This is a genomic window from Bacillus sp. AF23 (genome assembly GCF_020861455.1).
In the GTDB taxonomy this organism is placed as follows: domain Bacteria; phylum Bacillota; class Bacilli; order Bacillales; family Bacillaceae; genus Bacillus; species Bacillus halotolerans.
In genome coordinates this window covers 1-15,313 of record NZ_JAJHVY010000016.1, presented here as the reverse complement: position 1 = coordinate 15,313, position 15,313 = coordinate 1, and the positions used below count along the sequence as shown (strand labels likewise).

General features: G+C 42.9%; 17 protein-coding genes and 1 pseudogene. 14 read left to right on the top strand and 4 right to left on the bottom strand.

What is annotated here, in order from left to right; all coding sequences use genetic code 11:
• Window positions 1-54: 54 nt before the first annotated feature.
• The 3 genes from LNN34_RS08010 to coaD all read left to right on the top strand — a co-directional run bounded on the left by LNN34_RS08010 (window position 55) and on the right by coaD (window position 1,695).
• Window positions 55-327: a YlbG family protein gene (locus LNN34_RS08010; protein ID WP_024121293.1), complete on the top strand. Its 273-nt coding sequence runs from the start codon at window positions 55-57 to the stop codon at window positions 325-327.
• 323 nt (window positions 328-650) lie between these two features.
• A complete protein-coding gene (gene rsmD, locus LNN34_RS08005) occupies window positions 651-1,208 on the top strand; it encodes a 16S rRNA (guanine(966)-N(2))-methyltransferase RsmD (RefSeq protein ID WP_024121294.1) in 558 nt (185 codons plus the stop codon).
• A 1-nt stretch (window position 1,209) separates the two neighbouring features.
• Window positions 1,210-1,695 carry a pantetheine-phosphate adenylyltransferase gene (gene coaD / locus LNN34_RS08000; protein ID WP_229043076.1) on the top strand — a complete coding sequence of 162 codons (486 nt, stop codon included), beginning with the start codon at window positions 1,210-1,212 and terminating at the stop codon, window positions 1,693-1,695.
• Window positions 1,696-1,707: 12 nt separating this feature from the next.
• On the opposite strand, the gene ylbJ is transcribed toward coaD, so the two are convergent.
• Window positions 1,708-2,934, bottom strand: a complete 1,227-nt coding sequence (gene ylbJ, locus LNN34_RS07995; RefSeq protein WP_044155993.1) for a sporulation integral membrane protein YlbJ — start codon at window positions 2,932-2,934, stop codon at window positions 1,708-1,710.
• Window positions 2,935-3,114: 180 nt separating this feature from the next.
• Here ylbJ and LNN34_RS07990 point away from each other — a divergent pair, with 180 nt between their 5' ends.
• Both LNN34_RS07990 and ddcP read left to right on the top strand, forming a co-directional pair.
• Entirely contained in the window at window positions 3,115-3,894 is a 780-nt protein-coding gene (locus LNN34_RS07990) for a patatin-like phospholipase family protein (protein ID WP_059293201.1), read from the top strand.
• A 4-nt stretch (window positions 3,895-3,898) separates the two neighbouring features.
• Window positions 3,899-4,924: a protease DdcP gene (gene ddcP / locus LNN34_RS07985; RefSeq protein WP_044155992.1), complete on the top strand. Its 1,026-nt coding sequence runs from the start codon at window positions 3,899-3,901 to the stop codon at window positions 4,922-4,924.
• Window positions 4,925-4,940: 16 nt separating this feature from the next.
• Here ddcP and LNN34_RS07980 read toward each other — a convergent pair whose 3' ends face one another.
• Both LNN34_RS07980 and LNN34_RS07975 read right to left on the bottom strand, forming a co-directional pair.
• Window positions 4,941-6,188, bottom strand: coding sequence for a nucleotidyltransferase (locus LNN34_RS07980; protein WP_059292832.1), 1,248 nt, complete (start codon window positions 6,186-6,188; stop codon window positions 4,941-4,943).
• Window positions 6,185-6,368 (bottom strand): annotated as a pseudogene (locus tag LNN34_RS07975) (hypothetical protein). Before LNN34_RS07975 ends, LNN34_RS07980 begins: the two are co-directional and overlap by 4 nt.
• Before the next feature lie 27 nt (window positions 6,369-6,395).
• On the opposite strand from LNN34_RS07975, the gene LNN34_RS07970 reads away from it, so the two are divergent.
• The 3 genes from LNN34_RS07970 to gerR all read left to right on the top strand — a co-directional run bounded on the left by LNN34_RS07970 (window position 6,396) and on the right by gerR (window position 7,841).
• Entirely contained in the window at window positions 6,396-6,914 is a 519-nt protein-coding gene (locus LNN34_RS07970; RefSeq protein ID WP_024121301.1) for a YceD family protein, read from the top strand.
• A gap of 21 nt (window positions 6,915-6,935) precedes the next feature.
• Entirely contained in the window at window positions 6,936-7,115 is a 180-nt protein-coding gene (rpmF, locus tag LNN34_RS07965; RefSeq protein WP_003154457.1) for a 50S ribosomal protein L32, read from the top strand.
• Between the two features lie 144 nt (window positions 7,116-7,259).
• Window positions 7,260-7,841, top strand: coding sequence for a sporulation-specific transcriptional regulator GerR (gerR, locus tag LNN34_RS07960; RefSeq protein ID WP_044155989.1), 582 nt, complete (start codon window positions 7,260-7,262; stop codon window positions 7,839-7,841).
• 53 nt (window positions 7,842-7,894) lie between these two features.
• Here the strand turns inward: gerR and LNN34_RS07955 are convergent, their stop codons facing one another.
• Complete coding sequence (locus LNN34_RS07955; protein ID WP_044155988.1) at window positions 7,895-8,377, bottom strand: N-acetyltransferase; 483 nt, start codon at window positions 8,375-8,377, stop codon at window positions 7,895-7,897.
• A 159-nt stretch (window positions 8,378-8,536) separates the two neighbouring features.
• Here LNN34_RS07955 and LNN34_RS07950 point away from each other — a divergent pair, with 159 nt between their 5' ends.
• The 6 genes from LNN34_RS07950 to pbpB all read left to right on the top strand — a co-directional run bounded on the left by LNN34_RS07950 (window position 8,537) and on the right by pbpB (window position 15,227).
• Complete coding sequence (locus LNN34_RS07950; protein ID WP_193660487.1) at window positions 8,537-9,433, top strand: 2-dehydropantoate 2-reductase; 897 nt, start codon at window positions 8,537-8,539, stop codon at window positions 9,431-9,433.
• A 70-nt stretch (window positions 9,434-9,503) separates the two neighbouring features.
• On the top strand, window positions 9,504-11,123 hold the full coding sequence (gene bshC / locus LNN34_RS07945; protein WP_229043075.1) for a bacillithiol biosynthesis cysteine-adding enzyme BshC: 1,620 nt from the start codon (window positions 9,504-9,506) through the stop codon (window positions 11,121-11,123).
• 125 nt (window positions 11,124-11,248) lie between these two features.
• A complete protein-coding gene (gene mraZ / locus LNN34_RS07940; RefSeq protein ID WP_003221402.1) occupies window positions 11,249-11,680 on the top strand; it encodes a division/cell wall cluster transcriptional repressor MraZ in 432 nt (143 codons plus the stop codon).
• A gap of 68 nt (window positions 11,681-11,748) precedes the next feature.
• A complete protein-coding gene (gene rsmH / locus LNN34_RS07935) occupies window positions 11,749-12,684 on the top strand; it encodes a 16S rRNA (cytosine(1402)-N(4))-methyltransferase RsmH (protein WP_044155985.1) in 936 nt (311 codons plus the stop codon).
• A 39-nt stretch (window positions 12,685-12,723) separates the two neighbouring features.
• The gene (gene ftsL, locus LNN34_RS07930; RefSeq protein ID WP_003232200.1) at window positions 12,724-13,077 is read left to right on the top strand and encodes a cell division protein FtsL; all 354 of its coding nucleotides are present in this window, start codon (window positions 12,724-12,726) and stop codon (window positions 13,075-13,077) included.
• The gene (gene pbpB, locus LNN34_RS07925) at window positions 13,074-15,227 is read left to right on the top strand and encodes a penicillin-binding protein 2B (protein WP_229043074.1); all 2,154 of its coding nucleotides are present in this window, start codon (window positions 13,074-13,076) and stop codon (window positions 15,225-15,227) included. Before ftsL ends, pbpB begins: the two co-directional genes overlap by 4 nt.
• Window positions 15,228-15,313 lie beyond the last annotated feature (86 nt).

The following is a 15,313-nucleotide window of genomic DNA, read 5'->3' as shown; positions in this document are numbered from 1 at the left end:
CGAGACTGGCCGTCTCGTCTTTTACATATAAGAGAAATCAGGCAGGTGAATGTATTGGAGAATAGACGCCAAGGCATGATTGTGTATCTTCATTCTTTAAAGCAAAGCAAAATGCTGAGAAAGTTCGGAAATGTGCATTATGTGTCAAAACGCTTAAAATATGTCGTGCTGTATTGTGATATGGGCCAAATTGAAAAAACAATGGACAAGATCTCATCTTATTCTTTTGTTAAGAAAGTTGAGCCTTCATATAAACCGTTTTTAAAATTGGAATTTGAGTCAAAGCTTGATAAAGCAAAAGAATATGATTATAAAATCGGAATATAGCTGTATAAAAAAATCCCCGCAGGTTTCTGCGGGGTCCTTCTATTCCTTAACAAGTTAAGGAGAAGGCAAAGGGAGAGGAGAAACCGGAGGAAGAACTTATGGGGAAACGTAAGTCTTCTCCGCGGTTGGCAACAACATCCTCTGGATGCTGTTGCTTATAGTATGGACAATGATCATTCCGCTTATACACTTGTATATGAAGATTAGCGCTCATTGTTTGAAAGAATGCTTTATGATAAGATAGGATTGGTTTTTTTCTTATACATAACGGCGTCCGGCCGAACAAGGAAACAAAATAGCTTTTAGAAAAAGTGGTGTGGAACATGAGAGTAATTTCTGGATCAAAAAAAGGCCGTTCACTTAAGGCAGTGCCGGGAACATCAACGAGACCGACAACCGATAAAGTGAAGGAATCCATTTTCAATATGATTGGCCCTTATTTTGATGGGGGCAGGGGGCTTGACTTATTCGCAGGAAGCGGAGGTCTTGGTATTGAAGCGCTTTCACGAGGGTTTGACCATTGTGTATTTGTTGACCGTGATTTTAAAGCGATTCAAACGGTGAAATCGAACTTGAAAACATTAGAGCTTACAGCATATGCAGATGTGTACCGTAATGATGCGGAACGTGCTTTGCACGCAGCTGCGAAAAGAGAAGCGGGCTTTCACGGGATTTTTCTTGATCCTCCGTATAAGGAACAAAAACTGAAGGCGCTCTTAAGTGTGATAGACGAACAACAAATGCTGGAGGATGGCGGCTTTATCGTCGCAGAGCATGACAAAGACGTCGAGCTTCCCGAAGCAGTAGGTGATCTAGTGATAACAAGAAAAGAAACCTACGGCCTGACAGGGGTGGCGATCTATAAAAAGAGGGGGTTGTGATGTGACGAGTATAGCTGTCTGTCCCGGCAGTTTTGATCCGGTGACCTACGGGCATCTGGATATCATTAAACGCGGGGCCAATATATTTGATCAAGTGTATGTGTGTGTACTGAACAATTCTTCAAAAAAGCCGTTATTCAGTGTAGAAGAACGCTGTGAGCTTTTGAGAGAAGTGACAAAAGACATTCCGAACATAACAGTTGAAACGTCACAAGGGCTGTTAATTGATTATGCAAAAAGAAAAAATGCAAAAGCCATTTTAAGAGGCTTGAGAGCGGTGTCTGATTTTGAGTACGAGATGCAGGGAACATCCGTAAACCGTGTGCTTGATGAATCAATTGAAACCTTTTTTATGATGACAAATAACCAATATTCTTTCTTAAGCTCAAGCATAGTAAAAGAAGTGGCAAAGTATAATGGTGCGGTGTCAGAATTTGTACCGCCGGAAGTCGAGAAGGCGCTTCAGAAAAAATTCAGGCAAGGATGAGTGTTTTTAAGCTCATCCTTTTTTTGTACCGTTTGTCAGTCTGTAAGAAAAAATGAAAATGTACGTAAACAGTGCACATAACGTGACAGCAGGGCCAATCTCCACAAGCAGATTCCATCCGCTGATAAGAGCTGTCGGCAGCTCACCTGTATCTAGAGATTTAAAAACGTACTGATCATGGTCATTCCACGCGGTGTAAAGAGGTTTCCATAACAGAATGACAAAAACGGCGGCATAAATGCCTTGCAGCACACGTGCAATAAAGAATGGTTTAAATCTGATGTCCGTCTCTGATAAAATGCCTGCCACCTGAGCCTGAACGGAAAAGCCGCTGAATCCGAGGATAAAGCTGACAACAACAGCTTTTTGCAAAAGGGAGACATCTGTCTCGCTGACAAGCTTGCTTCCTAATGTGATTTCAAACATTCCTGATAATAGAGGAATGTCCAATTGAGCGGGAAGCTGAAACAAGGTCAGTGCGCCTTTTGTAACAATAGAGAGAATATCGGTCAGCTGTACGACGGATAACAAACGATTAAAGACAGAAAACAAAATAATAAAGCCGCCTACCATTAGAAGCGTTTGAACGGATGAGGTTACAGCGTCGCCCAAAATTTTTCCTAAAGGCCGTTTTTCCGCAAGCCTTGCGGTGTGAAGCGCATGTAAAGCATCTTTGATAGAAGGCAAAGATATGGTTTTATTTCTCATGAGCTGGCGCTCTTCTTTACGCCCGTAGGAGCGCATCGTTAAACCGACAGCCAAATTACCCAAATAGTGTGCAGATGCTAATAAAATACCTAATGACGCATTCTGAAAAAAGCCGACGGCGACAGCTCCAAAAATAAAGAGCGGGTTGGATGAATTGGTGAAGGAAGCAAGCCGTTCTGCTTCTACTCTTGAAATCTGTTTTTCCTGCCGCAGCCTTGCCGTCAGTTTTGCGCCCGCGGGGTTCCCTGATGCCATGCCCATGGCCAGAACGAAGCCGCCGACACCCGGCACGCGGAAAATAGGGCGCATAAAAGGCTCAAGCAGAACACCGACAAACCTTACAATACCAAAGCCGATTAATAGCTCAGACAGTATGAAAAACGGCAGCAAAGACGGAAATACGACCTCCCACCACATGGACAGCCCGGTTTTAGAGGCTTCGAATGAGGCCTGCGGATGTGAGATGACAGTCGCTGTTAAAAAAATAAAAAACGCAGCAATCAAAAGTGTATGAATCTTCGACAAGTTCATTCTTACCTCCCCGACGCTAAAAATGCACAATGACATGTATATCATGATAAAATATGGTATGACTCGAAACGGCCAAGCAGTACCTGTCCTCTTGACCCTTTGTACTAATATACGAGCATAGGGGTTCAGTTTAGACCATAGAATTCCGTATACAGGGAATTCGGGCAGGAGGTTAACATGTTGGCCAAACCTAAAATCGGGTTAGCGTTAGGATCGGGAGGCGCCAGAGGACTTGCTCATCTCGGCGTGCTTTCCAGTTTACATAAGCACCAAATTGATGTGGATATGATTGCGGGGAGCAGTATGGGCGCTTTGGTCGGCAGCTTCTATGCCGCGGGGCATGACGTGGAAACGATGAAAAAAGTCGCCAAGGCTTTCAAACGGCGGATCTATGCTGATTATACGGTACCGAAACTCGGTTTTTTGAGAGGTGACCGTGTCAGGCAGCTCGTGCATGCTTATACATTCGGCAAACCGATTGAGGAACTCAAAATCCCTCTTGGAATTGTCGCGTGTGATCTGCAGACAGGAGAAAAGATTGTTTTCCGCAAAGGATCTGTGTCAGATGCGGTTCGGGCAAGCATCAGCATACCAGGCATTTTTATTCCGCAGAAGCTGGACGGACGGCTTCTCGTAGACGGCGCGGTGGTCGACCGTATTCCGGTTTCTGTTGTAAAAGATATGGGGGCTGACATTATCATCGCTTCAGATGTCTCCAGGGTTCGGAAAACCGAAAAGGCGGCGCATATTTTTGATGTAATCATGCAAAGTATGGATATACTCCAAAATGAATTGGTGCGACATCAAACGATTGCCGCTGATATCATGATTCGCCCTTCTCTTGAAACATACAGCTCCAGCTCGTTTGCCAATATTGATGAAATGATATCGGCAGGCGAGGAGGCAACAAACCGAATGATCAGCCAGATAAAAAAAGAAATAGTGAATTGGGAGGGCTAATAACTTGCTACGTAAAAAACATTTCAGCTGGATGCTTGTCATCCTCATACTGATTGCCGTTGTATCATTTATAAAACTGCCATACTATATTACAAAACCGGGAGAAGCGACAGAGCTCGGCTCACTGATAAAAGTGGAGGGGGGCTACTCGGAAACAGGAAGTCTGTCCTTAATGACTGTCAAAGTGGGACCGGCTAATCCATTTACATACGCATGGGCTAAAATGCACCCCTATTATGAAATTGTTCCTGATGAAAGCATCAAGGAAGAAGGCGAATCAGATAAGGAATATATGAAACGGCAGCTGCAAATGATGAAAAGCTCACAGGAAAATGCCGTCATCGCCGCATATCAAAAGGCAGGAAAAAAAGTAAGCTATTCCTTTAACGGCATCTACGCAAGCTCAGTTGTCGAAAACATGCCGGCGAAAGGGAAAATAGAAGTCGGCGATAAAATCATCAGCGCGGACGGAAAAAACTATCAGTCTGCTGAAAAGCTGATTGATTATATCAGCAGCAAAAAAGCCGGGGATAAAGTAAAGTTAAAAATCGAAAGAGAAGAAAAAGAAAAGACGGTCACCCTTGCGTTAAAACAATTTCCTGATGAGCCTGGCCGTGCCGGAATAGGAGTTTCGCTGTATACGGACAGAAACGTCAAGGTAAAGCCCGATATTGATTTCGAAATCGAAAATATCGGCGGCCCGTCAGCGGGATTAATGATGTCGCTTGAAATCTATAATCAGCTGACAAAACCAGACGAAACAAAAGGCTACGATATTGCGGGAACCGGTACCATTGATGTTGACGGAAAAGTAGGCCCGATCGGCGGCATTGATCAAAAAGTCGTCGCCGCAGACAAAGCCGGCAAAGACATTTTCTTTGCTCCGAATCAAAACGGCGCAAGTAATTCAGATTACAAAAATGCAGTAAAAACAGCGAAAGACATTGATTCGGACATGAAGATCGTGCCTGTTGATACGATGCAGGATGCGATTGATTATTTGAATAAGCTGAAAGCGAAAAGCACCTAATATCCAGGTGCTTTTTTTATATGCTCAAAAAACGGTGTTCATCCTCGTCATATCGTATTGGGGCATGTCCGTATTCTTGTAAATCAAACTCGGTTCTAAGGGGCTCTTCAATCGCAAGGCTGTAGATTCTGCTTGCTTTAATATCCAGATCGAGAGCGGGGTGGGAAAAGGAGGCCAGCTTGCTGACAAGCGGAACGGACAGCTCCTTTTTCTTTTCTGATAAAAAGGCCTGTCCTTTTTTCGTCATCCCAAGTAGTCTGATATAAGGCACCTCCTCGACATTGAGCAGCCGGTGAATCTCTTGTTTTTTCGTTCTCGTTAAAATGTGTGTACTCATCCGCTGAAGCCTCGTCCACGTATATCGCTTTGTTTTCAGAAACTCCATAAATTCCTGATAGGAGCTGGCTTTTCTGATTGAACGGAGGATTCTGTTCTCCAGCCCTTCCTCAACCTCGTATATGTGCTGTAATTCCAAGGCTGTGAGAGTCGAAAGACTATATTTCAAGTAAGAAAAATAGCTTTCTGGTGTATGCCACAGCCCGAAAGACTTGCGGTAATTCGCTAATTCCCGTGCAGCTGCTGCGGGAAGAAACGTAACGCAGTCTTCAAAAGACTTTTCAATCAGGGCTTTTCTGATGCTGGTTGCGCTGGCGATATGGCTGTCTTCATCAGGAAGGTCGGCATCATGATAATCCGAGGAGATTCTCGATGTCGTATAGGGTTTCATTTCATATCCGCCGGAAAGAATCGATTTCACATAATGGTACCCCAAAATATTGTTCGGCTTCGACATATCAAGTCCGTTTTCTGTATGTAAAATCGATTTGAAGGCGATAGCAGCAGCTGATGGATAACTGGCACCCTTTTTAAGCTCTTCTTTGATACATTGATCAAACGAATCTTTATGCTCATCCATTACCTTTGCGGTTTCTAAAAACGGCTCAATTTGTCCGTTCTCACTCCCGAAAAACAGTGCCTCGCATCCCAGTTTGTTCAAAGTGGAGACGCTGCCGTGTGCAAAAATCTCCGCTTTTTGCACCGCGTAAAGATAAGGCAGTTCGATTACGAGGTCGACCCCGCTTTGAAGCGCCATTTTTGTGCGGGCCCATTTGGATACAACAGCAGGCTCCCCGCGCTGCAGAAAATGTCCGCTCATCACCGCAACAGCCGTGTCACATCCGGTTTGCCGCTTGGCTGTTTGGGCATGATAAAGATGTCCGTTATGAAAGGGATTATACTCAACCACCAATCCGACAGCTTTCATATTTTTTCCGCCTTTCTTGCTATGTTTAAAAACGTATGGTACATTTGCAATTGAAAACTCTTACGTCTTTTTTGATTTAAGTGTATGCATAGTATATTCAGCTGTCAACGATGCTTGGCTGGCAGCATTATGCTGTAAAGAAAAAATATTGACAAAAACATTCTTAAAAGCTATAATCATGTTTGTTGCTTTCCTGAGGTGATACAAATGAAATGGACGATTTATCAGTTGCATCAAATGAAAAAACCGAGTTTTGAGTTTGATGAGACAGTTGAGTTACATGAGCTGACAAAGCTGAATTCTGACATTCGCCGCATTTCTCCTGTAAGGGTGAAAGGCAGAGCGGATATCAAATCTAAGCAGGTTTCGTTTGATTTTACGATCTCAGGCGAAATGATTTTGCCATGCTCAAGAACACTCGTTGATGTTCCGTATCCATTTACAATTTCGACAAAAGAACTGTTTATATTTCATCAGACGGATGATATAGAAGATGATGACGTTCACACTGTTGAGGACGATACTATCGACTTAACTCCGATCGTGAAAGAAGAAATTCTTTTAGAAATCCCTATGCAAATCTTTTGTGAATCTGAACAAGAAAAAGGAGCTGCTCCTCAAGAAGGAAAGGACTGGCAAGTCATTTCAGAGGAAGACAAGAAGAACAAAGTCGATCCGAGACTTGCAGCCCTTGAAAAGCTCTTAAAACAAGATGATGAATCTTAACTCTTTAAGGAGGTGGGAATAATGGCTGTACCTTTTAGAAGAACTTCTAAAATGAAAAAAAGATTGCGCCGTACACATTTCAAACTTAATGTACCTGGTATGACAGAATGTCCGTCATGCGGAGAGATGAAATTGTCTCACCGTGTATGCAAAGCATGCGGATCATACAACGGCAAAGACATAAATGTAAAAAGTAACTAATAAGAAAAGCGCAGGGTGAAAACCCTGCGCTTTTTCTTTTTTTCTTCCTGTCAGTTTGCAGAAAATTTGTGAGTGCAAATAGTCTATCTAATCTATTACCGGCATATGTATGAGATAAATAAGCTGACATGGAGGGAGATTGATTTGACCATTACAAGACAAGATGCTTGGACACAGGATGAGGATTTGCTGCTGGCAGAAGTTGTGCTTCGTCATATTCGCGAGGGCGGAACACAGCTTTCTGCCTTTGAGGAGGTCGGAAGGGCACTGACCAGAACAGCCGCTGCCTGCGGATTCAGGTGGAACTCTTATGTGAGAAAGCAATACCAATCAGGCATAGAACTGGCAAAAAAACAGCGGAAAGAACTAAGAAAACAAATTGGGGTTCATTCCGTCAATATGCCGCATTCCGTCAAGCAGGCTTCCCCGGCAGCTTCAGAGGGGAAAAGAGATTTGTCCATTCAGGATGTGATTGAGTTTCTCGAGCAGTTTAAAGAAGCGCCGTCCGCGCAAGAATTCCACGTTGAAAAGGAAAAAATGAAGGAGCAAATTCAGTCGCTGCAAAAAGAACTTGAGGATTTACGGAGTGAAAACCAAACATTGAGAAACCAGCTGGAGATGACAGAAGAGGACTATAAGGCACTGATCGATATTATGGATCGAGCCAGAAAAATGGTTGTTTCGAAGGAAGACGGGAGACTGAAAAAAACAGCTCAAGAAACGTAATGAACCCTCAAATGAACCGGCCCTAGAGTCATCAAAGGCCGGTTGTTTCATTTCTATGCTGATTCACCCGGTGTCATTTCGCCATCCATATCCGGATGCCAGATGAGCGGGTTTTCCCCTTTGTCCCGCGCCATGTCATATTTGACTGGTTCAAAGTTCATTTTACTAAAAAACTCTGCTGATTTAATCCGAGAATTTGTTCGAATCGGCATTCTGAATGATTTGGCGAATTCAACCAATGCTGTACCGTAGCCCCTGTTTTGATAACCTGGAAGGACCTCAAGCTTCCAAAGCTCTAAGTAATCCTGGTGTTGGTCGAAGTAAGGATTTGATTTGCCATTGACTTGATACAGACTCATTCGCGCTACCAGTTTATCCCCGAAATAAATCCCATAAAAAGGCGAAGTGCTGTTATTTTCAATGATATTTTCTTGAAGATCTTCAAGCATTGAGAGTTCTTGTATACCGTATTCTTTGAATTTCTTGAATTCTTCAAGCGTTTTATAGTTGACGAGCAGACGTTCTACTTTAATCAAATTAATCTCCCCCTTTGTTGTTCTCTACATATATTGTAAACGCTTTATTTAAAAAATCCAAATATTTAAACTTTAATTTAAGGTTTTGAAATCTCTGTGAAGTATTTTTTTCATACTTCTGCTATGATAATACGTAAATGTTAAATTGGGTGTGACATCATGAAAATTGGAATTATCGGCGGGGGCTCCGTCGGTCTTTTATGTGCCTATTATTTATCTTTGGATCATGAGGTGACTGTTTTGACAAGGCGGGATGAACAGGCCGCAGCGATTCAATCGGAAGGGATTCAGCTTTATAAAGCCGGAAAAGCGTTCAATGCTCATTGCAGCGCGGGCACAGCTATTGATTCATGTTTTGACCTTCTTGTCGTGACAGTGAAACAGCATCAGCTTCGGACTGTTTTCCCGATGCTTGAACGAATCAAAAAAACAAATATTTTATTTTTGCAAAACGGTATGGGCCATATTCACGGCCTTAAAGACTGGGGGGCTGACCATTCCGTTTATGTTGGGATTGTTGAGCACGGAGCTGTAAGGAAATCGGATACAGCAGTTGAACATACAGGTATTGGTGCGATAAAATGGAGCGCATTCAAGCATGCTGAACCAGATCGGCTGAACGCGGTGCTCCAGCATAACCATTCCGAATTCCCAATTCGCTATGAGATGGATTGGTATCGACTGCTGACGGGCAAGCTGATCGTAAACGCCTGCATCAATCCGTTAACTGCGCTGCTGCGTGTGAAAAATGGAGAGCTGTTGACTGTGCCTGCTTATTTTTCTTATATGAAGCTCGTTTTTCAAGAGGCGTGCAGCATTTTGCGGCTGGAAGATGAAGAGGCGGCCTGGGAGCGTGTGCGTGCAGTTTGTGAGCAAACGAAAGACAATCGCTCTTCCATGCTGGTCGATGTGACCGCCGCACGGCAGACGGAGGCTGACGCCATCCTCGGATATTTGCTGAAAGAAGCACAGCTTCAAGGCCGCGACGCTGTTCACCTTGCGTTTTTACACGGCAGCATCAAAGCTTTGGAGCGAAACCCAAACAAAGTCTTTTGAGCTTTTCTGGTAACATGCTATACTCATTTCGGATAACTAACTATTTATTGGAGAAAGGAAGTTCTAGAAGATGCAGCTAACTGAACTTTCCATCAAAAATCAGAATGTGTTTGTACAGCACTATATAGATGGTAAAGAAGAAATGTCTTCTTTTTTTGATTACAGCATTCATCATAAGGATATGTGGCAAGAAAGACTGAAAGATTTATCCTCGCGGGTTTTCGCAAGAGAGGAATTGACAGCCTATTTATCCTCTTATCACAACAAATTCGGCTCAAGCGCCATGCAGCATTCTATTGAGAAGCTGAAGGATCCGTCAAGTGTTGCTGTTGTCGGCGGACAGCAGGCAGGGCTTTTAACAGGACCGCTTTACACCATACATAAAATCATCTCAATTATTGTTTTAGCAAAGGAAAAGGAAGAACAGCTGCAAGTGCCTGTTGTACCGATCTTTTGGGTTGCCGGAGAAGACCATGATTTGGATGAAATTAATTTTGTCCATACGTTAGAAGAAAGCGGTCCGGTGAAGAAAAAGCTTCCGCAGTCTTACTGGAAAAAGTCATCTGCCGCCAACACACCGCTTGACCAAGAAAAATGCTCCGCATGGATAGACGATGTGTTTGCGGCTTTTGAAGAAACAGACCATACGAACACACTTCTAGAACATGTGAAACGATGTTTAAGGGAATCTGTTACGTTTACTGATTTCTTTGAACAGCTGATTGCGGATCTGTTTCAAGAGGAAGGCTTAGTATTGTTAAATTCCGGAGACCCGGGAATTAAAAAGCTGGAAACCGCCATGTTCCAAAAGATCCTCCGTGACAATGATGAACTTGCACACGCTGTTTCTAAACAGCAGGACTTCATGCGCGAAGCGGGCTACAAGCCGATTATCGAGTCTGGAAAAGAGCAGGCAAATCTGTTTTATGAATATGAAGAGGAACGCTTTTTAATTGAGAAGGACAACGGCCGCTTTGTGATTAAGGAGCTTGATCTGGCATGGTCGATGGATGAACTTTATACGCATATAGAAGAACAACCTGAACGCTTCAGCAATAATGTTGTAACGAGACCGTTAATGCAGGAATTTTTGATTCCTACCTTGGCATTTATCGCGGGCCCCGGTGAAATCAACTATTGGGGTGAGCTTAAACAGGCTTTTGCAGTGATGGGCTTTAAAATGCCTCCTGTTATGCCGAGGCTGAACATCACGATAGTCGAGCGCCATATTGAGAAAAAACTGGCTGAACGAAAGATATCATTACAAGAGGCGATAGAAGGCGGGACGGAAAACCAAAAAGAAAAATACTTTGAACACCAGATTCCGGAAGAGTTTACCGCGGTGATTGAGCAAGCGAAAAACCAGATTGAAGCGATTCATAAAACCGTCCGGCAGGAGGCGCTTAAGGTTGATCGGAGCATGGAGCCTTTGCTCCTGAAGAACGCGGCGTTTATTCAGGATCAGCTTCAGTTTTTAGAGCGTACAGTGACAAAACGAATTGAAGAAAAAGAAGGCTATGTCTTAAGGGATTATGAGAGAATCCAAAATAGCATTAAACCATTGCTCGCACCGCAAGAGCGAATTTGGAATATCATGTATTATTTAAACAGGTACGGTCCAAAATTCTTCACATCATTCAAGAATCTGCCATTTTCTTTTCAAAATCAACATCAAGTTGTCAAACTTTGAAATAAAGTTTTAAAGAACCCTGAATAGTTCAGGGTTTTTTTTTATGTATAAACAGTGTAAAATGAAGTTGTGGAGAGAAGTGGTGGATAGTGGTGAGTTAAGGAGAGAAAGTGGGGCAAAAGATCATGTTTATGGGTGAATACCAGCATACAATCGATGCGAAAGGCCGCATGATCGTACCCGCTAAATTCAGAGAAGGCCTCGGTGAGCAGTTTGTGCTGACAAGAGGACTTGATCAATGTCTCTTCGGTTACCCTATGCACGAGTGGAAACAGATTGAAGAGAAACTAAAAGCTCTTCCTCTCACAAAAAAAGATGCCCGCGCATTTACCCGTTTTTTCTTTTCAGGTGCGACAGAATGCGAACTGGACAAGCAGGGCAGGGTGAATATCGCATCATCTCTATTGAATTACGCTAAACTGGAAAAAGAATGTGTTGTTATCGGGGTTTCGAATCGAATTGAATTGTGGAGTAAAGTAATTTGGGAACAATACACAGAAGAGCAAGAAGATTCATTCGCTGAAATTGCTGAAAACATGATTGGGTTTGATATATAATGAATCTTCGTGTATAACACTCTAAAAACAATTTCAATTCATCCTGATAAAAGGTGGGACCAACACAAATGTTTCAACACAAGACAGTACTTCTTCGTGAAACCGTTGACGGCCTAAATATTAAACCGGACGGTACATATGTAGACTGCACACTCGGCGGAGCTGGGCACAGTACATATTTATTACAGCAGTTATCAGAGAAAGGGCGTTTAATCGCTTTTGACCAAGATGACACGGCATTACAGCATGCGGAAGAAGCGTTGTCCGATTATCAAGGACAGCTTATTCTGATTAAAAGCAACTTTAGGTATTTAAAAGAATGTTTACATGAACACGGCATTACTGAAGTAGACGGTATTTTATTTGATTTAGGGGTGTCTTCCCCACAGCTGGATACACCGGAAAGAGGATTCAGTTACCATCATGACGCACCTTTGGACATGAGGATGGACCAGTCGGCCACGCTTACGGCGAAAGAGGTCGTAAATGAGTGGCGCTATGAGGATCTTGTCCGTATTTTCTTTAAATACGGTGAAGAGAAGTTCAGCAAACAGATCGCCAGAAAAATTGAGGAGGCAAGAAGCAAATCTCCTATTCAAACTACGGGCCAACTGGTCGATCTAATAAAAGACGCGATTCCCGCTCCGGCCAGAAGGAGCGGAGGACATCCCGCAAAACGCGTGTTTCAGGCAATCAGAATTGCTGTGAACGATGAACTGAAGGTTTTTGAAGAGGCTTTGGAGCAAGCGATTGACGTGTTAAAGCCGGGGGGCAGGGTATCAGTGATTACCTTCCACTCACTTGAGGACAGAATTTGTAAATCTACGTTTAAAGAGAAGTCGTCACTTCCGGAACTTCCTCCGGGTCTTCCTGTTATACCGGAAGAGTTTGAACCGGAGCTCAAGCTTATCACAAGAAAACCGATCACGGCATCTGAAGAAGAGTTGGCAGAAAACAATCGTGCTCGTTCTGCGAAGCTTCGAATTGCTGAAAAAAGAAAATAACAATACGCGAACGCAAACTTAAAAGGAGGTCATCAGCCTATGAGCAATTTAGCTTATCAACCAGAGAAACAGCAACGGCATGCGATCAGTCCTGAGAAAAAAGTGATTGTCAAGAAAAGGGCTTCCATTACACTCGGAGAAAAGGTGCTTCTCGTCCTCTTCGCTGCGGCAGTGCTGAGCGTATCGCTTTTGATCGTATCGAAGGCATATGCGGCTTACCAAACAAATATAGAGGTGCAAAAGCTTGAGGAGCAAATTTCTTCCGAAAACAAGCAGATTGGTGACCTCGAAAAAAGCGTTGCTGATTTAAGCAAGCCGCAGCGCATTATGGATATTGCGAAAAAGAACGGCTTGAATTTAAAAGATAAAAAAGTGAAAAACATACAGGAATGATTCAAATGCCAAAAAAGAATAAATTTATGAACAGAGGAGCGGCGATTCTAAGTATTTGTTTCGCTCTCTTTTTCTTTGTCATCCTTGGGAGAATGGCATATATTCAAATAACCGGAAAAGCCGACGGTGAAGTGCTTGCGACAAAAGCGACAGAGCAGCATGAAAAGAAACGGACAATCGAAGCGAGCCGGGGCTCCATTTTAGACAGAAATGGAAAAGTGATTGCTGAGGATACAGCTACGTATAAGCTGATCGCTGTTCTTGATGAAAAAATGACAACTGACAAAAAGCATCCGCAGCATGTCCAGAACAAGGAAAAAACAGCGGAAGAACTGTCTAAAGTGATAGATTTGGACAAAGCTGAAATCCTTGATATCTTAAATAAGAAGGGTGCAAAACAAGTTGAGTTTGGATCAGCAGGTCGGGATATTACCTATTCCCAAAAACAGAAAATCGAAAAGCTGAAACTTCCGGGAATTTCATTTTTGCGTGATACAAAGCGGTACTATCCGAACGGCATATTTGCGTCCAACTTAATCGGCTATGCCGAGGTTGACCAAAAAACAAATGAAATTACGGGCGCGATGGGCTTAGAAAAAGTGCTGGATCAGTATTTGAAGGAGCGGGACGGATACGTAACATATGAAAGTGACAAATCCGGCTGGGAGCTCCCGAACAGCAAAAATAAAATTACAGCGCCAAAAAATGGTGACAATGTATATTTAACCATTGATCAGAAAATTCAAACCTTTTTAGAAGACAGTATGACAAAAGTGGCGGAAAAGTATAAACCGAAAAAAGTCATGGCCGCAGTTGTTGATCCGAAAACGGGCAAAGTGTTAGCGATGGGTCAGCGTCCAAGCTTTGACCCGAATACGCGTGATGTGACGAATTACTATAACGATTTGATTTCATATGCGTATGAGCCCGGGTCGACAATGAAGATCTTTACACTTGCAGCTGCGATACAGGAGAATGTGTATAACGGCAATGAAAAGTACAAGTCCGGAACATATAAAGTTGGCGGAGAACCTGTAAAAGACCATAATGATGGTGTAGGCTGGGGGCCAACAACGTATCATGACGGGGTTGTAAGGTCTTCAAATGTTGCTTTTGCCAAACTGGCTAATGAAAAATTGGGCTATTCCCGGTTTAATGAGTATCTTCATAAGTTCAATTTCTATCAAAAAACAGGCATTGACTTGCCGGGTGAAGTATCAAGTAAAATGAATTTTAAATATGAGTTTGACAAAGCATCGACTGCATATGGCCAAGCCTCTGCTGTTACACCAATTCAACAGCTGCAGGCTGCAACTGCAATAGCAAATGACGGTAAAATGATGAAACCCTATGTCATAGACCATATTGTTGATCCTGACAAGAAAAAAACCATTTATCAAAATAAACCTCAGTCCGCCGGTACCCCGATTTCTGCGGATACCGCTAAAAAGGTTCGTAATATTTTAGGTGATGTCGTTACATCTGATATCGGTACTGGACAGCCATATAAAATTGAAGGTTTTGATGTGGCTGTTAAAACCGGAACAGCGCAAATTGCCGGACAAAATGGTTATCTGTCTGGACGCGATAATTACGTATTTTCCGTGATGGGAATGGCGCCTAAAGATGATCCTGAGCTGCTGATCTATGTTGCAGTGCAGCAGCCGCAATTAGAAAATGATGAAACAGGTTCTAATCCAGTATCTGAAATTTTCAATCCGACAATGAAAAACAGTTTGCATTATCTGAACATTGAACCGACTGAAACGTCTGATTCAAATAAGGAAGAAACGAAAGCGCAGGCGATGCCTGACTTAACAGATCAAACTGTAACAGGTGCTCAAAAGAAAGCGAAAGCCGAAAACCTCACACCGATTGTGATCGGAAGTGATATTGCGGTAAAAGAGCAATATCCAAAAGCGGGTGAGGAAGTTTTGACCAATCAGAAGGTCTTCCTGAAAACGGGGGGCAAAATCAAGATGCCTGATATGACAGGCTGGTCGAGAAGAGAGGTTCTTCAATACGGCGATTTGGCAGGAATTCATATTGAAGTGAGTGGACAAGGTTACGCTGTGAGCCAAAGCGTTAAGAAGGACAAAGAAATAAAAGACGGTACTGTGATCAAGGTGAAGTTTAAGAATCCTGATTAAATAGAAAGAAAGCTTACCCCGTCGGGTAAGCTCAGCTTGTAGAGAAAACGATGTTTTTTCTACAAGCTTTTTTATTTCTTTAGATG